General features: G+C 56.1%; 18 protein-coding genes. 5 read left to right on the plus strand and 13 right to left on the minus strand.

What is annotated here, in order from left to right:
• The coding region (locus AB1644_05955; GenBank protein ID MEW6050590.1) for a hypothetical protein at nucleotides 1-782 on the minus strand (782 nt) is incomplete at its 3' end.
• Between the two features lie 47 nt (nucleotides 783-829).
• The gene (locus AB1644_05960; GenBank protein ID MEW6050591.1) at nucleotides 830-3,532 is read right to left on the minus strand and encodes a DUF6531 domain-containing protein; all 2,703 of its coding nucleotides are present in this window, start codon (nucleotides 3,530-3,532) and stop codon (nucleotides 830-832) included.
• Nucleotides 3,533-4,086: 554 nt separating this feature from the next.
• Here AB1644_05960 and AB1644_05965 point away from each other — a divergent pair.
• From AB1644_05965 to arsB, 5 genes are all read left to right on the plus strand, one after another.
• Nucleotides 4,087-4,467, plus strand: a complete 381-nt coding sequence (locus tag AB1644_05965; GenBank protein ID MEW6050592.1) for a hypothetical protein — start codon at nucleotides 4,087-4,089, stop codon at nucleotides 4,465-4,467.
• A 575-nt stretch (nucleotides 4,468-5,042) separates the two neighbouring features.
• Nucleotides 5,043-5,399 carry a metalloregulator ArsR/SmtB family transcription factor gene (locus AB1644_05970; GenBank protein ID MEW6050593.1) on the plus strand — a complete coding sequence of 119 codons (357 nt, stop codon included), beginning with the start codon at nucleotides 5,043-5,045 and terminating at the stop codon, nucleotides 5,397-5,399.
• 2 nt (nucleotides 5,400-5,401) lie between these two features.
• A complete protein-coding gene (locus AB1644_05975) occupies nucleotides 5,402-6,217 on the plus strand; it encodes an arsenite methyltransferase (protein MEW6050594.1) in 816 nt (271 codons plus the stop codon).
• A gap of 6 nt (nucleotides 6,218-6,223) precedes the next feature.
• The gene (locus AB1644_05980; protein ID MEW6050595.1) at nucleotides 6,224-6,670 is read left to right on the plus strand and encodes an arsenate reductase ArsC; all 447 of its coding nucleotides are present in this window, start codon (nucleotides 6,224-6,226) and stop codon (nucleotides 6,668-6,670) included.
• Entirely contained in the window at nucleotides 6,667-7,749 is a 1,083-nt protein-coding gene (gene arsB, locus AB1644_05985) for an ACR3 family arsenite efflux transporter (GenBank protein ID MEW6050596.1), read from the plus strand. The genes AB1644_05980 and arsB overlap by 4 nt, the downstream gene beginning before the upstream one ends.
• Before the next feature lie 118 nt (nucleotides 7,750-7,867).
• Here arsB and AB1644_05990 read toward each other — a convergent pair whose 3' ends face one another.
• The 11 genes from AB1644_05990 to AB1644_06040 all read right to left on the minus strand — a co-directional run bounded on the left by AB1644_05990 (nucleotide 7,868) and on the right by AB1644_06040 (nucleotide 21,535).
• Nucleotides 7,868-8,329, minus strand: a complete 462-nt coding sequence (locus AB1644_05990) for a hypothetical protein (GenBank protein ID MEW6050597.1) — start codon at nucleotides 8,327-8,329, stop codon at nucleotides 7,868-7,870.
• 188 nt (nucleotides 8,330-8,517) lie between these two features.
• Nucleotides 8,518-8,913, minus strand: a complete 396-nt coding sequence (locus AB1644_05995; GenBank protein ID MEW6050598.1) for a hypothetical protein — start codon at nucleotides 8,911-8,913, stop codon at nucleotides 8,518-8,520.
• Nucleotides 8,914-8,994: 81 nt separating this feature from the next.
• Nucleotides 8,995-10,719, minus strand: a complete 1,725-nt coding sequence (locus AB1644_06000) for a GSU2204 family CXXCH-containing (seleno)protein (GenBank protein ID MEW6050599.1) — start codon at nucleotides 10,717-10,719, stop codon at nucleotides 8,995-8,997.
• A gap of 10 nt (nucleotides 10,720-10,729) precedes the next feature.
• Nucleotides 10,730-11,674, minus strand: a complete 945-nt coding sequence (locus tag AB1644_06005) for a GSU2203 family decaheme c-type cytochrome (protein MEW6050600.1) — start codon at nucleotides 11,672-11,674, stop codon at nucleotides 10,730-10,732.
• Between the two features lie 55 nt (nucleotides 11,675-11,729).
• Nucleotides 11,730-12,284 carry a TetR/AcrR family transcriptional regulator gene (locus tag AB1644_06010; protein MEW6050601.1) on the minus strand — a complete coding sequence of 185 codons (555 nt, stop codon included), beginning with the start codon at nucleotides 12,282-12,284 and terminating at the stop codon, nucleotides 11,730-11,732.
• A gap of 292 nt (nucleotides 12,285-12,576) precedes the next feature.
• Complete coding sequence (locus tag AB1644_06015; GenBank protein ID MEW6050602.1) at nucleotides 12,577-15,705, minus strand: efflux RND transporter permease subunit; 3,129 nt, start codon at nucleotides 15,703-15,705, stop codon at nucleotides 12,577-12,579.
• On the minus strand, nucleotides 15,702-16,790 hold the full coding sequence (locus AB1644_06020) for an efflux RND transporter periplasmic adaptor subunit (GenBank protein ID MEW6050603.1): 1,089 nt from the start codon (nucleotides 16,788-16,790) through the stop codon (nucleotides 15,702-15,704). Before AB1644_06020 ends, AB1644_06015 begins: the two co-directional genes overlap by 4 nt.
• A gap of 171 nt (nucleotides 16,791-16,961) precedes the next feature.
• Nucleotides 16,962-17,747, minus strand: a complete 786-nt coding sequence (locus tag AB1644_06025; protein ID MEW6050604.1) for an enoyl-CoA hydratase — start codon at nucleotides 17,745-17,747, stop codon at nucleotides 16,962-16,964.
• Nucleotides 17,748-17,946: 199 nt separating this feature from the next.
• Entirely contained in the window at nucleotides 17,947-20,214 is a 2,268-nt protein-coding gene (locus AB1644_06030) for a nitric-oxide reductase large subunit (GenBank protein ID MEW6050605.1), read from the minus strand.
• 152 nt (nucleotides 20,215-20,366) lie between these two features.
• Complete coding sequence (locus AB1644_06035; GenBank protein ID MEW6050606.1) at nucleotides 20,367-21,029, minus strand: DUF6448 family protein; 663 nt, start codon at nucleotides 21,027-21,029, stop codon at nucleotides 20,367-20,369.
• A 74-nt stretch (nucleotides 21,030-21,103) separates the two neighbouring features.
• Complete coding sequence (locus AB1644_06040; GenBank protein ID MEW6050607.1) at nucleotides 21,104-21,535, minus strand: hemerythrin domain-containing protein; 432 nt, start codon at nucleotides 21,533-21,535, stop codon at nucleotides 21,104-21,106.
• Nucleotides 21,536-21,538: the final 3 nt, after the last annotated feature.

Genomic DNA, 21,538 nt, shown 5'->3' on the forward strand with positions numbered 1-21,538 from the left:
CCACCTGGACCAACCGCGTCGATCCCAATCGTATCCGGGTCCGGATCAATCCCCGGCGCCAGACCTTTGACCAATTTGGCCAGCAATCTGCCGTTCCAGTACACGTAGTCGCACTGCCACTGGCCGGTCAGGCTGAACTCGCTCATTACCTGCCCGAAGCTATTTGAAAAATACCTCGTGCCGGTCGTCCCGTATGCCTTCTTGATTCGTCTGCGGTCACCATCGTACTGGAAGCTCGTCACCAAGTCACCGTCGTCAACACTCATAAGCTGCCCTGCATCGTCGTATGTGAAAGTGTAGGAACTAGGCCCACCCGACTCGGCCACAGCATTGCCGATGGAGTCATAGGCATAGTAGGTGCTGTCGGGACCGAGGACGGAGACGAGACGGTTCCGGTCATAGCTGAATCGCGTTGTGTCGCTCCCAAGTGAATCGACGGCAGTGATGCTGTCAACATTGCCGTTCCGCCCATAGAAGAACCCCAGCGCTGTGTCCGGGTAGTCGCGGCACCTGGCTGTGAGCAGTTGATCTATTTCAGAGTAGGTGAACCGACGCGTGCTGTTGGTGTCCAGGCAGTTGGTAATTTGCGAGACGTTGCCGGCCAGATCGTTGGAGTAGCGCCACTTCATCACATTGGTCGGCGACGTGCCGATGGAATCAACGAGGTAGCGGTTGTCATAGCGGTTCGTGACAGTAATGCCATTTCCGAGCGTCCATGATTCCGGGCCTCCGAAGGGGGCATAGGTGACGTTGTCGACCAGAGTCGTCCACTGGTCGTACATGAAACAGCGTACCTGGATCACATTGCCAGCGGAGTTGCGGTCATAGGTTACCTGAACCCCGGACGGATATGTAATCCTGTTGACCTCACTGTCCTTGTCATAAGCGTAGGTGGTAGTGTACTTAGTCGTGTCCGAAGCGAACCACCGCAACTCTGATAGAGTCGACCGCGCGCGTCATACCGGTACTTGGTGCTGCAGGCTGGTGCCACCTCCTTGTACAGCCGTCCCTTGCCGAAGCTGAACTCAGTCCCATCATACGTGTAGTGAATGTCTTGCGAATCCGGGTAGAGCACTGCCGTGAGCCGATTGAGTGCGTCATAGGTATATGTGATGGAGTCCCCAGAGGCATTCGTTTTCCAGGTCAGATTGTTAGCGGCGTCGTAGCCGTAGCGAGTGACACCGGCAACAGCCGAACTGTCGAACACGAGTCGGGACTTGTCATCGTACCGGAACACATACTGATACCCATCAGGATCGATCGTCTTTACGATGTTGTCCCTGGCGTCATATAAGTACTGGGTCTTTATGCTATCGTTCGACCGAGGCTGCACCACGGTAACTACCCGTTGCAACGAGTCGTAGCGGTACTTGGTTTGGTGACCGAGCTGATTGGTCATAGTGTCGAGTGTCCCTCCCGCAGAATATGCAAATTTCGTTGTGTCACCGCTTGGCCCTGCAGCCCAAATAAGTTCGTGCTTGTCGTCGAAGAGGAAAGACTGAGACTTGCGCAGGACATCACCGCTAGTATAGACCCGCTCGCTCGAGGGATTGCCCGCAAGGTCGTAGGCGTATTGTATGTATGCCCCCAATTCATCGGAGACCTCGTCAATTTGGCCGCTGTTGTCCCGATGAAGCGTCAACGCGATTCCGACTGGCGTGGTGACCGAGATGAGCTGGCCGTCCACGTTGTAGCTGTACACAAAGATCGCACTATCTGCCGTTCCTGCCAGCGACGTCAGCTTCACGAGTCTCCCGCGCTTGTCAAAGGAGAAACGCGTCGTGTCTCCTGACGACGATTTCACCCAGGTTCGGCGGCCGAGCTGATCGCGTTGGCCGTATTCCATCGTATCACCATTCGCGAGAACCTCGTAGCGGAGGTCTCCGTTGTTGTAGTAAACAAACCCGATAGTATCTGTAACGTCGTGCCTCGGTCCATCAACTCTCACGAGTTGCCCACTGGAATTGTAGGCAAAGGCCGTGGTGTCGCGATACCTCGCAGTACCAGTAAGGAAGCCACTCTCGATGGTGCTCAGCAGGTTGCCAACTGTATCGTAGACGTAGAAGGTAGTGTCATCAACTGATGGGGAGATAAGGCTACGAACGTACTTCCTTATCGGCAGGTTGAAGACTTCATCGTACACCCACCGAGTCTGCTGGGCCAGTGAGGTATTGGAGCCACGAATGTAGGTGGTCAGATTACCGCGCACGTCATAGGCGAAAGAGTCCGCCACCCCGTCGGGATACACGACTTTGACCTTCTCCCCGGCGGGGCCGAACAGGTACTCCTTCCCGCATTCCGTGCAGTTCGGGTTGATCACGCGCTTCAGATAGCGACGGCTCAGGTCAACCGCCCACTGGGCAGTGAACGCGGTTGTGTCAGTGTCGGCGTTTGCGACCGTTCGGGCCTGAAAAGAGTCTGGGCATGTCCTGCAGTAAGATTGGTAGAAGAGTACTGTCGAATCACGCCCCCCCTTGCGGAAAAACTCTGCGGCACGACCGAGTGAATCATAAGCGAAGTAGCCATTTATACTGTCTGAGGTAGCAAATTCTACGATATTCAGCGAATCGTAGCCTTGTGTACCGTATGTGAATGACCGTTGTGCGCCCGCCTCGTATGTCACCGTTTGAAGGTCACCTCTGCCATTAAAGCTGTACTTCGTGAGGGTGTCGCCAAGTGTGTCGCGAATGCTGCTCAGTCTGCCTCCATTGTAGTCGAGAAGCAACCTGTGGCCACTAGCGTCCTGTACTGTCGTCAGGTGCTGGCCTGTATACGCCAACGAAGTAGCATTCGTGTTTCGATCATCCACTGAGATGAGTTTGTGCGTTGAGTCGAATACGTACCGAGTATCGTCACGAGTGACCAGCGCATAACTACCGTCTGCTTGGTCGTATTCAAGCCGATTGTGCATTCCCCAAGGCGCGTGGTACTCGATGCCGAACGGTGTATTCACCTTTCGATAAGTGCTTAGCCTGCCGTTGGCTTCAGTGACCGAGACATTGCCGGACGCAGTGTCGACTGTGAGCGTGTACTGAAAGCTGTGCCGCCACTTTCGACCCAGCCAACCAGTTGTTGTATCAAATGAGTTGTAGTAGCGTGTAAATCGAATCGATTGGCCTCTGTCAGAAGAGAGCTGAACATCTGTCTGCGCTTCGAACATATTGCCTGTGAGCGCATCGATGGGATCACCAATTTGCGACTCGCAGGGAATGCGACCCAACTCCTCTGGTTTGGGTGTGAACTCCACTGCCTCGGGTACAGCGACACCTACTGTGATAGCTTGTGTAGTACAAGCACAAATAACCTCACCTAATCCGTTTCTCTCGTATGAGACGGCCCAGAAATCCACTGACCCACCTTCAACCGAAATCGTGGTAGTGAATCGGTTCTCACAAGCAAGGCAGATTGGGGCCAACCCGTGGGCGGTACATCCACCGCGAGGTGATGGGTATCCCTCAGCGTAGACAGATGTGTAGATGTTCATGCTGTTATCCATTCCCTTGGCTTTGACACCTACGCAAAAGGTGACCATGTTGCCGTTGACGGCAATCGGAGTTACGTCGAGGGATACGCACTCTGGTAAGCAGCCTTGTGAACAACCACCTCCGCCACAGGTCAGGTCCGTTGCTCCGACGAACTGGCCAATAAACAGCAGAAGGATGAAGGCAGATAAGACTCACGAAATGAACCGGCTGCCTGAACATGTCTTGCTGTCCCGAAAGCTGTGATTGACTCCCCTACTCTTGACACTCCGCGTTTGAGAGAATGACATCTCTCCCTCCTTAAGAAAGTTAAACCCACAACTAAACGCTTTGCGGATGTCTGCCAGACTGATGATTTTCCCACCAATCCCGTGAGTGGCTCCCACTCCACCCGCACCCCAAACTGAACAAGAGCTCCGATGCTGTCAAACACTTTTTTATGAAAAGACGACTTTTCACGCCACGAACACGCGAAACTGAGAAATTCTGTCCGAAATAGGGGCGGCGGAGGGGGCGCATTTCTATATTGCATCGGGGGCGGGGGAATCGTATACTTAGATGTCAATCGGCGTTTCTACCTGGGATTTCAACCGACGAGCACAATGTGAAGAGCTACTACGAAATCGATAGCGCACACAACCTGATTCTCAAGGGGCATCGGGGAAAGCTGGCAGTCGACGATGAGATTGAGGTGGTCAACGCCATCCTGGCGGATCCCAAATACAAAAAGGGGATGGGTGCGTTCTGCGACCTGACTGAAGCCTCGGTTAACTGGAGTCTTGAAGAACTGGATCGGTTTCGGGTGTTCGTGGCGCGGATCAAGAGTGTGTGCGGCAAGAGCAGGTGGGGGATCCATATTTCGCCCGGCAAGGACAATACCACCGCCCGCATGTTCGCGGCGCTTCATGACGCGTTCGAGGATACGATTACAGTCAAGTTGTTCGAGGATCGGGAGGAGGCGCTGAAGTGGGTGAAGGGGAAATAGGGGGGTGTCGGTTCTCGACTTCGCTCGAACCGACGCTGTGGGGCGACGGCTGGATTCCGGTTCTCGGCTCCGCTCGAACCGACGGGAGGAAAGCATTACGCCAGTTCGCTTCTCAGAATGACGGAATAATAGAATGGCGGAACCGGAAGCGGTTCCGCCCTACTTGCTGCGCTCGAACCGACGCTCGGGGCGGTGGCTGGATTTCGGTTCTCGACTTCGCTCGAACCGACGCCTGGGGGGCGACATTCTGGATTCCGGCTCTCGACGGCCGGAATGACAAAAGTGGATATCGGGCTACACCGTCTGTTTGGCGACTGACGGCATGAACTGAGGGTGAAGGAGAACGGAAACGGCACACGGGGACGTGTGCCGTTTACTATGTGGGCGGGATGTCGGGTTTCTCGCTGTTTTCTTCCCTGTTGGTCGAGTGTTGTACCTATGTTCCCGGTGGCGTGCATGACGATTTGAGCGTTTTCGCCCGCTCGAAACACCGACCTACCACTGATGACTTAATAAAAAATCTGTTGACGGGGGGAACTTTTATCGTATATTTACGATATACGATAGTAAGAACCATGGCGTACAGCAAAAAAGACAATTTTCAGAAGAAACAGGCGCGGCTGGCGGAACTGGCCAAGGCGCTGGGGCATCCGGCCAGAATCGCCATCCTGAAGACGCTGGCGGAGCGGAACGCCTGCGTCTGCGGCGAGATCGTGAAGGGACTGCCGCTGGCGCAGTCGACGGTCTCACAGCATCTGAAAGCGCTCAAGGAGGCGGGGCTGATCAAAGGGGAAATTGAGGGGCCGACATCCTGCTATTGCATCGACGGCAAGACGGCACGAGAGCTTGAGGCTCTTTTGGAAGAGTTGCTGCACGCGTTACGAAATGTCAACGGCGATCCCACCTGTCGCCCGGCGAGAAAGAGAGAATAGACATGGCTGATTCGGACAACATCAAGAAACTCGTGAAAGAAAAATACGGACAGATAGCATCGCAGAGCCGGGAGCAGAATGTATCCTCGTGCTGCGGTACTGGCGGGTGTTGCTCCGACTTGACCTACACCGTTATCGGCGAGGATTACAGCAAGCTCGAAGGGTACGCCTCGGAAGCGGACCTGGGACTTGGGTGCGGGATACCGACCGAGTACGCGGGAATCAAGGCGGGAGACACGGTGCTCGACCTGGGTTCCGGGGCGGGGAACGATGTGTTTGTGGCTCGTCGGCTAGTGGGTGAGGCGGGGCGGGTGATCGGCCTGGACATGACCGAGGAGATGATAGCGAAGGCGCGGGCGAACAACGAGAAGCTGGGATACAAGAATGTCGAGTTTGTGCTGGGGGATATCGAGAAGATGCCGGTGCCGTCGGGCAGTGTCGATGTGGTCATCAGCAACTGCGTGTTGAACTTGGTGCCGGATAAGGGAGCAGCGTTTGCGGAAATATTCCGGGTGCTCAAGCCGGGCGGACATTTCAGTATTTCGGATGTCGTCACACGCGGCGAGCTGCCGCTCAAGATCAAAGCAGCGGCGGAGATGTATGTGGGGTGTGTCGCGGGTGCGCCCGACCGGAATGTCTATTTGGATATCATTCGGGGATGCGGGTTTGACGATGCCCGGGTTGTCAAGGAACGGAATATCGATATTGCCGATGAGATCCTGAAGCAATATCTCAACAACGAAGAGTTGCAGGCGTTCAAACGCAGCAGCACGGCAGTGTTGAGCGTGACGGTGATCGGCACCAAGCCGGGCAAGTGACGGGTAATGACGAAGATTCTGTTTCTGTGTACCGGCAATTCGTGCCGCAGCCAGATGGCCGAGGGGTGGGCACGCTTCCTTAAGAGCGATAGAATTGAAGCATACTCCGCCGGAACCGAGCCGCACGGTTTGGATCCGCGGGCGGTGAAGGTGATGGCTGAGGCGGGAGTGGATATATCGAAACAGCTTTCAAAACATGTCGATGAATTGGCGCATGTGCGATTAGATTGGGTCGTAACGGTGTGTGATCGGGCGCGGGACCGCTGTCCTCTGTTTCGGGGTTCGGCGAAAGTTGTGCATTTTGGATTCGATGATCCACCGGCGCTGGCGAAGGGCGCGCATTCGGAACAGGAAGCGCTCACGCATTATCGCCGAGTGCGGGATGAGATCCGAGCCTTTGTCGAGTCGCTTCCTGAAACACTCGAACTGACAAGTAAGGAACACCACACATGACAACAACGCAGGTTGCCACGGATCAACGTGTCAAGTCCGGTGACCGCAAACACCTCGGATTTCTGGATCGTTACCTCACACTGTGGATATTCAGCGCCATGGGACTCGGGGTCGCTGTCGGCTACCTGTCCCCCGGGGTTTCGAGTTTCTGGAATCAATTCAATGTTGGTACGACCAATGTCCCTATCGCCATCGGCCTGATCCTCATGATGTATCCACCGCTGGCGAAAGTGCGGTACGAGGAACTCGGCGATGTTTTCAGAGATTGGAAGGTGCTGGGGATATCACTCGTGCAAAACTGGGTGATTGGTCCGGTGTTGATGTTTGGGTTGGCCATCCTGTTTCTCAGCGGCTATCCGGAGTATATGGTCGGATTGATCATGATCGGTCTGGCGCGCTGCATCGCCATGGTGATCGTCTGGAATGATTTGGCCGGCGGCGACAAAGAGTACGCCGCCGGTCTCGTGGCGTTCAACAGTATATTTCAGGTCTTCTTCTACAGCCTGTATGCGTACGTGTTTATCACCCTGTTGCCGCCCCTTCTTGGGTTGCAGGGGAGCGTGGTGGATGTTCACATGTCGCAAATCGCCGAAAGCGTGTTCATTTATCTGGGCATACCGTTTCTTGCCGGGATGATCAGCCGGTGGGGACTCCTAAGAATTAAAGGGGTGGATTGGTACGACAACGTTTTTCTAAAGCGAATTGGTCCGGTCACGCTGGTATCGCTTTTGTTCACGATCATCGTGATGTTCAGTCTTAAGGGGGATACGATCGTCAGGATACCGTTTGATGTTTTTCGCATAGCGCTGCCGCTCTTGATTTATTTCGTGGTGATGTTTGTAGTCAGTTTTTGGATGGGCAGGCGCGTGCGGGCCGGTTATGCTCGTTCGGCGACTCTGTCCTTTACGGCAGCATCGAACAATTTCGAACTGGCTATTGCGGTGGCAGTGGCGGTGTTCGGAATAAATTCCGGTGCTGCCTTCGCGGCCGTGATAGGTCCGCTCGTGGAGGTGCCGGTACTGATCAGCCTGGTGAATCTGGCGTGCTGGTTCGAGCGGCAATGGTTCGTTACAGTATAACGACGTGCGGACAACTGGTCTTTGCCAAGCAGGAATCTGTGATGCAAAAAAAACGCATCGGGGTCCTGGCTCTCTACTCAGAACCCCTGATGCGAGTCACTCCGTTGTGAGGAGTGGGTTACCTGAAATAGAATCTCATCCCTATGCCAGCCTCGAAATCCATTTCCGTCTCTGGTACCACATCCAACACCGGAGCAACTTCGATGAAGGCGTCAAGAGGCGCCCTCACGAAGAGATAGTTTAGCCCCACTGGAACCCGCAGTCCTACACGTGCATCGGACGCATCCTTCACCCGTCCGCCGACGCCGTAGTACAGCGGTAATTTCCCTCTTGTCACGTTGAAGACGCCGTAGTCGTGAAACAGGTAGTCAACGTGAGTGTTGAAATCGCGGTCGTTGTCCTGCGACCAGGCGAGTGCGAAATCTACAGCGGTGCTGTAGCCGGTCCAGACTTTTCCATTGATGGCGGTCGGTTCCCCCATCACCGCTCCCATACCGAACCCCTTGTCGCGCGGCTGCGCGAAACTGAGCACCGGAATCGCCAGCAATGCGACGCCAACCAAGATGATTAATCTGCTCATACGCGTTTCCTCCTTTACGGTAGTTGATACGGAAACATCAGCAGACACTGCTTGTGGTATTTTTTGATACCGACACGGCTTGGCAAAGGTTCCAGATCTTTCATGCGACCTTCACGTATTGCGGAACAATGCGACAGAGCCACGGCCGTAATGGTCGTGGCTCTGAGGAACCAAGAGAATAGAGGAAATCAGAAGTCGAACCGGATTCCGGTTCGCACAAAGAAATACGAGCCGGACTCGTTGCCGTAGACATACCCGGTGTCGTCGTTCAGGTCGGCGTAGTCGCCATCGGCGGTCACAGTTACGCTCGGCGCCACTCGAAGCTGCGCACCCAAGGACAACTTGACCAGCTGATAATCGAGATCGGAATACGTGTGCATCTCGGGAAACGTGAAGTCCTGGTGGGTCAGGTCCGGCTGACCGCTTTCGTTCAGGAGTCGGCTGGAAACGTCGGGCATAAGGACCTGGTCGAGTGCGCCAGTTGCCGTGCTGATCGAGAGGCTTCCGGTGAAGCGAACTCGCTCGCTGGGAATAAACGTTCCTGTCAAATACGCGGTGTGCGTCTGTGATTCATAGTCAGACATGGCATACTCGGAGCCGTAGTGTTTTTGACGGATCGTCAGATTCGGAGCGACACCCACGGTGTCGCTAAACAGATGTGCCCCTCAGCCGTCGAACAGCGCCACCGTCACCGGCTCCTTGGCTCGATCATACAGATAATTGTACCCGCCCGCAAAGGCCCATTCTGAATTCGGCGACAGTGTCACATTCAAGTTCGGTTGGAACGACACGTGGTTTACATCGAGCGAGTCCAGTTCGCTGTTCTTATCGTAGATTCCCTTGAGCATCAATGCCACCGTCGAATTGGCCGATGGTATCCACGACACGGTCAGGTTTGCCTCGTGATAATCGGTGGGCAGAGTGGAGACATTCTGGTACTTGAGGTCCTCGCGTTGGAAGTAGAACACGAAACCGAAACCCGGGACCAGCGGGCGCAGGACATCGCGTCCTCTCTCCTCGAACAGGCCGTTGAGATTTGCGAACGGGTCGGAGGTCTTTTCAAAACGATATGTGAGGGCCATATTCACCCGGTCGGCAGAACGATACCGGAATTTCGTTTGTCCGGTGAACCTGCCGGTAGTATAGGACATTCCCGCACCCGGGTAATTGGACCGCACTCTTCGATCGTATCCGCCCAGGAGAGACATGGTGAGACGGGGATTCAGCTTACGAATCACTTCGAGGGACCCCTTCAGGTCTGAACGGTCCAGCGATGACCACCTGGTGTAATCGAAACTGACCTGGGGGCCGGGTCGACCAGCGCGAAAAGTGGGCAGGTCAATGAACGGATCATCACTCCTCTGGCGCACGGCTGAAGCCCGCGCGATCATGCGAGTGTGTGCCGCCAGGGGGACCGAATAGGTTGCCGAGCCGGTAAGGGCATCGGTTGACAAATCTACTCTCTTGTTAGTAACATGCGTGAAACCGGCTGTTCCCGCGAGGTGTCCCTTGCCGATCTCTCTTTTCACCCGAACTTTGTGCGACAGTTTTTCCGTCTGTGGAGCTGCTCCATAGGCTGCGACCGTATCCGCAAACACAAGCCGCGAATCGAATTCCGGACCCGAGGTTCCGTTGACGGGGTTGATAGCAGGGTCATAACTGGCGTACGGGTTCGGCACTCTGGAATTGAAATGTCGGTACCCGAACTGGTAGCCAATTGTGTACTTGCCAAAGTCGCCCTGTACGCCGGTTTCGAATTGATGGGTCCGGCGGTCAACATCGACGCCTTGTGATGTAATGTGGCAGCTGAAGCAATGGCTGCTTGATGTCGACTGTTCCGTCCCGCGCTCGAGAATAGATCGGTGAGTGGCCATCAATCGTAGATTTTTCGATCGTGAGAGCAGCATGCTGATACGTCCCAGCAGTTCCTGTCGGTTGGTGTTGTAATCAGCATTGGGATCAAGTATCTCGTGTGTGACAATCTTGCCTCCCGGGCGAGTGGAGAGCCATTCGCGAACTTCCATATTCGACAGGTTATCCTGGCCCATCTGCTTGGTCAATGATCGATACTGAAATAAGCCGGTAAAGCGATCCGAAGTGGAAGTTTCCAGTCGACCAAAGATGTTCTGGTCATCGAAGTAATTGGCGTCCAGTCGAAAGATCGTTCCCTCCCGAACCGAGTATTGACTGAACCCGAACTCCGGTAGTAACTCGGAATTGCCGAGGTTGTATTCACCGACCTTTTTGGCGTAATCGCTGAAATCGGTGTAATGCGAGCCGAGCCAGAGCGAGTATTGATCGCGGCTGGATACGTCGTTGGCCGCCTGAAGCGCCGGGACCGCCATCGACCCCGTCAGGATGATCAGCAGAACAATGAATTTTCGTCGCATTGCGTCACTCCTATCGAGTCAAGGCGTTGCCGCCGGTTGAGATTGCTTGTGAAGGAAGGTCCGAACCATGTATCATCGGGTGACACTGCGTGCACTTTGTCAGCATCACTCGTTTGAAGCCATCAGTTGTCGAAATCCCGTCCCGGTCTCGAGCCATCGGATCCGTGAACGGACCATCAACTCCTTCTGCAGTGGCGTGGAAGTGCATCGAGTGACAGCCGAGGCACAGCGCAGGCTCAGTCTGCTTGAGCAGGTTGTCGGCTACCGCCCCGTGCGGCGTGTGGCAAATCTGACAATCTTCGTTGACCGGCGCGTGCTCGTACACGAACGGACCTTCCTTGTCGGCATGACAGGTCAGGCAGAGTTCGCGACCGGTCGACTCCTGAGTCAGAGTGCCGTCGCCACCATGAATGCCGTGGCAGTCTTCGCAGGCCAGTTTTCCTTCGGCGATTGGATGATGTGAAGGCATGGTAGCCGCTGCGCGGACGCCGCTGTGGCAGTCGTAACAGAGTTCCGGTGTCTCCTTTCGGAGCGACCGCTTGGTCGCCTGATGGACGATGTGGCAACTGGCACACGAGACATCAGCCGTGCTATGGTGTGAGACTGACCAATCATCAAACTGCGGGCCGTTGTGGCAACTCAGACAAAGCTCGCGCGAACCGAATTGGTCGATCCGCGCGGGATTGATGATCTGATTCGGGTCGCCCGAGGTGATATGTGCCGAACCTTGGCCGTGACAAGCCTCACAAGGGTTTTCTTTCCAGGCGGCGGACTCCGCCAGGAATAGTCCATGCGGCATGTTGTGAAAAGATTCACTAACTTCGGCGTGACATTCGGCGCAGACGCCAGCCGCGCTCGGTGCGGATGTCATCACCGGAAACACCAGAGCCAGGATCGCAAGCGCTCCGATCAGAGACGAATGCGGTTTCCGAACTCGTGTTATCGCAAATTCCATGGTACCTCCAGAGTATATGGGCATCTTTTGCATATGTTTTCGGGGGATGGCCGAGTCACGGTTTCAGGCCCTGGGCGTAGATTGGGACATTATTGGCGACTACGTCGGACGGGGTATACACCTTCCCCTGCATCCCCTTCCAGAGCGTGTTCGCCATGGCGCAGTCGAACACCATACCGACGAAGCACCGAGCGGTAATCTCGTTGTTTTTCTTCACGATGAGGTCACGACTGTACAAACGGTCGAGTTGCTCTCGGAGAAATCGCGCGTACGCTCCCCTGATTGCATCGTACACTTGCCGTGCATGCGGATGTCCCGCGAGCGCCGAGAAGAGCAGCAGGCGGTAAATATCCTGATTCTCCGTGAAAAAGTTTACGATGTGAAGGGCCAACTGTCTGAGGAGATTTTCGACATTGTCCTCGGACTCGAGTCGTTCGAACAATTCATTATAGGCCAGGCGTTCGCCTACGGCATCCAGCACGGCTTCACAAAGGGCCACTTTGGATTCGAAATGACGATAGATTGCAGGCTCCGTGATCTTGCATCGTCGAGCGACCTGCTTGATAGTGACCTTGTCGAAGCCGTCACGACTGAACAACATCGTGGCCACCTTCAAAATCCTATTTCGAGTCTGCCAACCTGTACGCATCATCTCCTGCCTTATTGGTTAGTAATAACTAACTATATCGGTAGTTGTCAATACTTAATTGAGACAAATTCGCCTATGTATGGTCCCAGCCGCAAAAGGACACGGTGGTCCTGATTCGTGGTAACTCGTTGTCTATAAACAGATTGTGATAGGCTTTCGGCCATCTAAGACATCCTTAGCAATGGAACTGCCACAAAAAAGGCCCGCTGGTGCGGGCCCGAAATGGTGTTTGCGAATAGATGCGGCGGGGGTGTCACACACCGTGAGCGCCGGCAATTTCCGGGTCGGAAGCGGGCGCCTTCACGGTTTCGGTTCGGACCGGCTCGCGTTCGACCACGACTTCCTCTTTGGTGAATCGCGCCAGCAACGTGTAGACGACCGGCACCAGCACCAGTGTCAGGAAGGTCGAAAAGAGCATGCCGCCGACCACGGCGATTCCGAGCGGGCGGCGAGCCTCAGCGCCGGCGCCGAGCCCGATCGCGATCGGCAGCACACCGAAGATAGTCGCAAACGATGTCATGAGAATCGGGCGAAGGCGGATAGCGGCGGCGCTGACGACAGCATCGTACAGTTCTTTGCCACTCCGGCGAAGCTGATTGGCGTACTCGACAATCAGGATCGAGTTCTTGGTGACCAGCCCGATCAGCATGATGAGGCCGATCTGCGAATAAATGTTGATGCTCTGTCTGAACACGAACAGCGACACCAGTGCGCCGACTACGGCCAGAGGAACGGACAACAAAATGCTGAGCGGGTGGATGAAGCTCTCGAACTGGCCAGCCAGCACCAGGAATATGAACACGATCGCAAACAAGAAGAGAAAGTAGAGCGCCGAACTGGAGTCCCGAAATTCACGCGATTGTCCGGACAGCGCAGTCTTGATACCGGGGGGTAAATCGGCGGCAGCGATTTTGTCCAGGTCATCGAGCGACTGTCCCAGACTGAAGCCTGGGGCAATGTTAGCAGATATGATGGCGGAACGGACACGGTTGAAGTGGTTCAGTTCTTTCGGTGCGACCGTCTCGCGCATGTTAACTACAGTGGCAAGCTGCACCAGGCCAGCCTTGCCGCGTACATAGAGTTCATCAATAGTGTTCGGAGTGGCACGGTCAGTCGATTTCATTTGCGTCATAACATCGTACTGCTTCGCGCCCCGTTTGAAATTCCCGACCACGCGCCCGCCCAGGTATGTCTCCAAGGCGGTCCCGATATCGGTGACCGAAACGCCCAGACCGGCGGCCCGAGGGCGATCGATGGTGAGGTCCAATTGTGGTTTGTTGAGGCGAAGGTCGGAGTCGAGATTGACCAGATACCCAAGCTGAGAAGCCTTGGCCATCATGGCGCCGACTGCGCCCTGCAACTCTTCATAGGTATCCGCCTGCAGCACGTACTGGACGGGGGATTCAAAGCCCTGACCGAGCGACGGCGGATTGATGAGGAACGCGAGCACGCCGGGGATCCCCAGGAGACGCGGGAACATCTCCTGGACGATTTCCTGCTGTGAGCGGTTTCGTTCGCCTCGAGGCTTAAGGAGCAGGAAGACAAATCCGTTGGTCACTCGTCCCGGTCCGCCGAAGCCAAGGCCGGTAGCAGTGAACAGCCCCTCCCGCTCGGGGAGAGGCAGGAGTATCGATTCCACCTGTCGCATATAGCGATCAGTGTACTCAAGTGTGGCGCCCTCCGGAGCGAGGACGATGCCAAAGGCGGTGCCGCGGTCTTCAGTCGGCACCAACTCGCTAGGGATCAGGCGAAGCATGACCATGCTTAGTGCGACCAAAACGACCACACCGGACAATGACAGGGCGCGATGATGCAGCACGAAATCGAGTGTCCGCCGGTAGACGCGGTCCAGCCACACGAAGAACGCATCGAATGAGCGCGAGGCCCAGTTAGTACTTTCGCCGTGAAGCGGTTTCAGCAGTCGCGAGCAGAGCATGGGGGTCAGCGTGAGCGCCACGAAGCCGGAGATAAGCACGGCGACCGCCACAGTGAGACCAAACTCATTGAACAGGCGCCCGACATTCCCCTGCAGAAACGCCAGCGGAACGAACACGGCCACCAACGAAATGGTGGTGGCCAGTACGGCGAAGCCGATCTCTTTGGAGCCATCGAGCGCCGCCTGGCGTCGGGATTTCCCCATCTCCATGTGGCGATAGACATTTTCGAGCACGACAATGGCATCGTCAACGACCAGACCAATCGCCAGCACCAGCGCCAGAAGCGTGAGAATGTTGATGGTGAATCCGAAGAAGTAAGCGAACGCAAAGGCGCCGATAATGGAAGTCGGAATGGCGAACGTGGGAATGGTAGTAGCGCGGAAACTCTTGAGGAAAAGCAGAATTACGAGCACGACCAGAATGATGGCCAGCGCCAGTGTTTCGGCGACCTCGTTAATCGATTCCTTGATGAAGCTGGCCGAGTTGTAGGCGACATCGAGACGCATGCCGTCGGGCAGAAGTTTGGAGAGGTTGGGCAGATCCGCGATGACGACATCGGCGACATCCAGCGTGCTCGCCTTGGACTGTTTAATGATGCCCAGTCCTATTGCGGGCTCACCGTTGTAGCGTACCGCGGTGCGCTCATCGGCAGCGCCGAGCGTTACATCCGCGACGTCGCCAAGCTTCACATAGTCATCGCCGGTCTGCTTGACAAAGACCGCCGCGAACTCCTCGGGCGTGCTCAGATCACCACGGGTGCGAACGGAGAATTCGCGTCCCTCGCCCTCGACCCGACCCGCCGGAATCTCGGCGTTGGCGCGGAGGATGGCTGACTCGACATCAGTTGTCGTCAGACCGTGCGCCGCCATACGCATGGCATCGAGCCAGACTCGCATCGCATATCGGCGTTCGCCGCCGAGAAACACCGAGCCGACGCCCGGCAGACGCTGAATACGGTCTTTGAGCACGCGGTCGGCAACATCGGTAAGCTCAAGATTCGAATGGCGCGGGCTGGAGAGCGCCAGCCAGACGATCGGCTGCGCGTTGACATCCACTTTCTCGATGATCGGATCATCAGCTTCGCGTGGAAGGGAACCGCGCACGCGCGACACCCGGTCGCGGACATCGTTGGCCGCTTCGTTGACATCGCGGCCGAGTTCAAATTCAATTGTGATGCTCGAACCCTGCTCCTGGCTCGAGGACGTGAGCGTCTTCACACCCTCAATAGTTGAGAGTTGTTCTTCGAGCACATCGGTGATCTCCGTCTCGACCACGTTGGGGCTGGCCCCCCGGTAGAATGTGGTGATGGAGACGATGGGCGGATCGATATCCGGGTATTCCCTCACAGGCAGCCGCGAATACGCCACCAGCCCGAGCAGGACGATGACCAGGGTGAGAACGAGCGCCAGTACGGGACGATTGATAGACAGTTCACTTAACTTCATCGACTGCCCCCTGCCAGATCGCTCATTGGCGCTGAGGTTACGGCCGGCATGGGCATGACCTTGGCGCCCTCGAATAGTTTCTGATGTCCGGCCCGCACGACCGTCATGCCCGGCTCCAGACCGCTCAGGACCTCGACCGTCTCCGGCTGGCGGCTGCCCAGCGTTATCGCGGTGCGCGTGACGGTGCTGTCAGGCTTAATGACGAAAACGAGATTCTGATTCCCTTCGGCAAAAACCGCCTCATCCGGGATTAGAACGGCGTTGTCCCGCTTACTTAGCACCGCAGCGACATTGGCCGACATGCCGGGTCTGAATTTGAGCTCAGGATTCCGAACATGCGCAATAATGCGGGCGCTTCGCGTAGCCTCATCGACGACCGGTTCGATTACCTCGATAGTGCCGTTCAGTTCGAAATCGGGATAAGCGGTTGTGGAGACCGTTACCGAAGCGCCGCGCTTCAGTTCCGGATAATACCGCTCGGGCGCGGTGAAGGTCACTTTCAGTTCATCGAGTCGCGCCAGGTCCGTGATGGCCGTACCGGCCCGGACAAACGCACCGGGGCTCACTCGACGCGCACCGATAACGCCGTTGAACGGCGCCGTGATGCGGGTCTTCTGCAATCGAGCTTGGATCATGGCCAGTTCGGCTTCGGCGACTTTGAAGGCGGCGGCAGCATTGTCAAACTCCTGCGCCGCGACCGCGCCGCTATCTGCAAGCGACTTGATCCGGTCATACGTCACTTTCTTCTGGTCACGAACAGCTTCGGCCCGGCTCAATTCCGCCTGCAGTTGGGAGTCATCCAGTTGTGCGATCAGTTCCCCCTTCTGGATGGGAGCCCCTTCACGGAACGGCAGATCGCGCACCAGGGCATCGATTTCCGAAACGACCGTGATGGCGTCGTGGGCTTCGATCGTGCCCACCGCTTCAAAGCGGTCAGTAACGGTACCGGCTTCAACTTTGACGGCCTCGACCGGCATCGGGGGAGGCGTAAAACCGCCGGCCGCCTGATTGTTGGAACAACCGTCGACAATGAATCCGGCTCCGAGCGACAACAACAGCCCTGACAGTGCAAATCTCTTTGTCACGATATACCTCTTATTTTGCAAGCCACAATCGGTGCCGGACGATCTGTCCTTACGGCATTAACCCTGCCCGGGCCGCTGCACCGCTCCAGTATAAACGTACGAATTCGGAGATGGGTTCACAGAAAGTGGAGCGCTACGCTCTCTAATGTGATGGAAAGTGACGGCCGCTGGTCACTGAAAGGCCGAAAAATCCGGCTTACGGCGTTCCAGAAAGGCGCTGAACGCCTCTTTGGCTTCGGGCGAGACGAGGCGTTTCAAAAGATCGGAAATCTCGTGAGCCATAACACGCTGCAAGAGTTCGTGATTGACAGCTTTGAGCTGAGCTTTTGCCAGTCGAACCGAGGCCTGTGGCTGCCGGGTCAGGCGGTGCGCCTTCTCTAAGGCAAGTTCCAGGACCTGCGAATCCTCGCATACATCATTGATCAGCCCAATCTCACGGGCTTTCTCCGCTGTAAACATCTCGCCCAACAGAAGCAATTCCGCAGCCTGCTGGTGCCCGGCCAACAGCGGCAGGAGCATGCTTGAGCCGGCTTCCGGACAAAGCCCCAGATTGACGAACGGCATCAAGAATTTCGCATGTGCGCCGGCGTACACAAGATCGCAATGGAAAAGCATCGTCGTGCCAATGCCGACAGCCAGCCCTTCTACTGCCGCTACTACCGGCATTTTGGCGTCGCGGATAGCGCGCATGAATCGGAAGACCGGGCTGGTGCTATCGCGTGGCGGGGTTTCGAGAAAATCTTTCAGATCATTGCCGCTGGTGAAGGAGTCGCCGGCGCCGTGAATGAGCAGGACGCGGACATTTCGGTCCTGTTCAGCTTGCTCGATAGCATCGGCCAAAGCCGAGTACATGGCGATGGTGAGGGCGTTTTTCTTTTCGGGCCGATTCATCACGATGCGCAGGATGCCGTCCTGCTGTTCGGTGACGATGTGCTTTGACAAGCCGGGCGAGTTCATAGGTAACGGCTCCTCTCTTTCAGGTAGTCTGCGGCCATACGTTTCTCGGCAGAACTGTTTCGGCAATCTACATAACGGCGGCAAATCGGAACAGAGATTAACGATTAGAAAGACGGCAATCGCTACTCTCACCAAAAGAAAATCCCGGGTGCTGCCCGGGATTCTCGATTTACTGGCATCATGATTTGATCCCAAAGCGTCACGAAACGCGCTGGAATTTGTCGGTCTCAGGCTCAGTCCGTTTCGGCCCGCCTTTCACAAGTGAGTGGCCGGTTGCCAGACCGAACACAAACAGGCTCAGGGTGACCGCGCCGACGGCGAAGATCGTGTCACCGATAATGCGAAGCCACTTAAACGTCTGAAGGGTCGGCGAATACAGGAACTCGGCGCTTCGCGCGTACCAATACCCATGTTCGACCGAGGCCCAGGTCTGCATGAACCCGACCGGCAGCAAGCTGATGACTACCATGGCGAACAATCCGATATTGATAGCCCAGAAAGAGAACTTGATAATGTCGTCCTTCCAATCCTGGCGTACCCAAAGGACGCGAAGACAGAACAACATCAGGCCGAGCCCCAGCATGCCGTACACGCCGAAGAGTGCCGAATGGCCGTGCACGGGGGTCGTGTTCAGGCCCTGCATATAATAGAGGGCGATGGGCGGATTGATCATAAATCCGAACAGCCCGGCACCCACCATGTTCCAAAACGCCACCGCCACGAAGAAGTAGATAGGCCATTTGTATTTCTGCACCCAGGGGGTGGAACGAGCGATACGGATATTGTCCCAGGCCTCGAAACCGATGATGGTCAGCGGAACAACTTCGAGAGCGCTGAAAACTGCGCCCAACGCCAGCACTCCGGTCGGCGTGCCTGCGAAATAAAGGTGGTGGAGCGTGCCAATGATTCCGCCCGCCAAAAAGATGGCCGTCGAGAACAGGACCGAGCTGTTGGCGGTCGAAATGCGAATGAGCTGAAGGCGTGCGAACAGAAACGCTATCACCACCGTGGCGAACACCTCGAAGAATCCCTCGACCCAAAGATGCACCACCCACCAACGCCAGTATTCGGCAATTGTGAGATGGGTGCTCTTGCCCCACATTAGACCGGCGGCATAGAAAGCGCCGATAGCGACCGCCGAAATCAGGAACATCGTGAGGAGCGTTTTCTGCTCTCCCCCCTGTTTGATAGCGGCGACAACGCAACGACCTACCAGAAAGAGCCAAAGGCCGAGTCCGATGAGCAGTCCAATCTGCCAAACCCGTCCGAGGTCTACGTATTCATACCCCTGGTGACCGAAATAGAACCAACTGCTGCCGCCAAGCATGTGATTGACACTCATCCATTCCCCCACCATCGAACCGAGCACGACTACGAGTAATGCTCCGAACAGCACGTTCACGCCCAAGCGCTGCCCTTTGGGTTCGACGCCACTGACTGCCGGCCCGATATACAAGCCGGCGGCCAGCCAAGCTGTGGCTATCCAGAAAATTCCGAGTTGCGTGTGCCAGGTACGGCTGATGACATACGGTATCATTTGGGCAAGCGGTACGCCGAAGAAACCGTCTCCCTCGACACCGTAGTGTGCAGATATGACGCCCATGACAATCTGCACGATGAACAGGCCGGAGACGACCCAGAAATATTTCACGACCGCTTTCTGCGATGGTGTCGGCTGGAAATTGAGGAGTGGATCAGCCGCGGGCAGTTTTTCTGCGACCGGTTCGTGTGGTCGCGAAGCGTGATACCACACGAGCAGTCCGATACCGGCCAGAAGCATGATGATGCTGAAACCGGTCCAGATGATGGCGTCGCTGGTGGGACGATTCCCCACCAGTTCTTCGTGAGGCCAGTTGCTGGTGTACGATATTTCCTGATTGGGTCGATTGGTCGAGGCAGCCCAGGAGGTCCAGAAGAAGAATGAGGCGAGCGCCCGGAGCTTATCGGGCTCCGTTAGCGTCCCGGCCGGTATCGCATACTGAGCGCGCCCTTTGGAAAACAGTTCGCTGTAGTAGGCGACGTTATCTTCGAAAGCAGCACGCCGAACCGGCTCGACCGTGATGCTGTTGGTAGCCGCGTCATAGGTGTTGGTTCGCATCAATTCAGTGAGCCGGGTTTGCAGAACCGCTTTCTGTTCAAGCGTGAGTTCATCGTACGAACCATCAAACTCGGCGTTCGACCAGGAATTGAGGATAAACATGGCCTCGCGATGGAGCCAGTCTGCGGTCCAGTCCGGCGCGACATAGCTGCCATGTCCCCAAATGGAACCGAGTTCCATGCCACCCATCGCCTGCCAGACATTCTGTCCGGCCGTGATCTGGCCCGATGGAATCACGATGATACCATCGGTTGATTTAACCAGTTCCGGAATCGGCGGCTTTTCCTGATAGATGCGAATGCCCATATAGCCGAGGACGGCGAATGAAATAATCACCACCGCCCAGAAGCCCAACCATAACCGTCTCATAAGTCCGTCTCCTCAACAGTGATGGCATTGCTGCCACCGTGTACTAACTTCTGATACTACGCGATTTCCAGAGAGAATCGTGAACACATTCACAATACGGGTCGGCCTGAGGGGGCCTTTCGCTGACCCTCGGGCCTAAACTCTCCTGTTGCTCAATGCTGATGTGGTTCTGGTTCCTCATGCCCTTCAGAATCATGCCCAGCCGCATCTTGAGGCGCATGGTCCGAACCGACACCAGTCGCCGCAAGATGCAGACCCTCCACATAGTGCAGGAATTCGACATAGGCGTGGACGAATTCCCGACCGGCAGTCACGTCGTGCTCATGATGAGGACGCAGCTGGGCCAGACGGGCAAACTTCTCTCCAAGCCCATGCCGGACATCTTCAAGCAACAATCGAGAGCCTGGTTCAAGCTCACCTGATTCTGCCGCCATATCGGCCGCCGGAATTGCCGAACCCAGGTCGCGCCCGGCCGGTTTGAGACCGGTGTACGGTGCTCCCTCGCCCGCGCGATGTACCCGCACAAGTGTTTCGAAAAGATACAGGTCAGCCAGATCGCGAGCTTCCGGGCCCAACTCTCGTACAGCGAGGGTTTTCGCGAACGCCTCGCGGATCATGGTCTCGTCTTCCGGTTGCACCCACACGAGGATGCTGTCCACGTTTTTGCTTTCCAGTGCCGTACGTGCCGCTGCAACAACAGGACCGTCAAGTCCGTCGCAGTGTGCGCTTACCTGACGGGCTGACCCCAGTGTGAAAGCAACCACTGCCAGAGACAGCGAGAACACTCCCTGAAGAACCCAATTGCATAGATTCATAATACTAACTCCCGGACATTATTGAGACCTCGAGCCCGCCACACCCATTGCGACAGGCTTCCGGTTTTCAGTTGTCAATGTTTGTGATGGCAGCAGCCGGAGTCAGACGGTAGGTGCGGGAGCAATTGCGCCTTTGACACATCATATCGTTCAGCCAGCTTTTCGGCAATCTTCAAGAATCGTTCATGTGTGCCGGTCCCCATCTCTTCCTTTTCGACCTGGTCGAACTGACGCAGGACCTCCCGGGTGTCATCTTCATTCATGACCCGGTCGTCCATCGGGAACAGAATCCGATCCTCCTTTAGAATGTGCTGGCGAAGCAACTGGACGTACCCCTCGGCGTGTGAGGCGAATGCCTCAAGCGCCATCCTGTTGCCATCGGCGGCCGCCTCGACATGGCTGCTCATTCCGCGGACGTGCATGCGTCCCATCTCGTGCTCATGCAGCATCACCGCGATTGGCCCGCCCTCCTGCGGAATCCCCTTGTTCACCAGTGCTGGAAACAGTCT

Source organism: Candidatus Zixiibacteriota bacterium (assembly GCA_040753875.1).
GTDB lineage: Bacteria > Zixibacteria > MSB-5A5 > GN15 > FEB-12 > DATKJY01.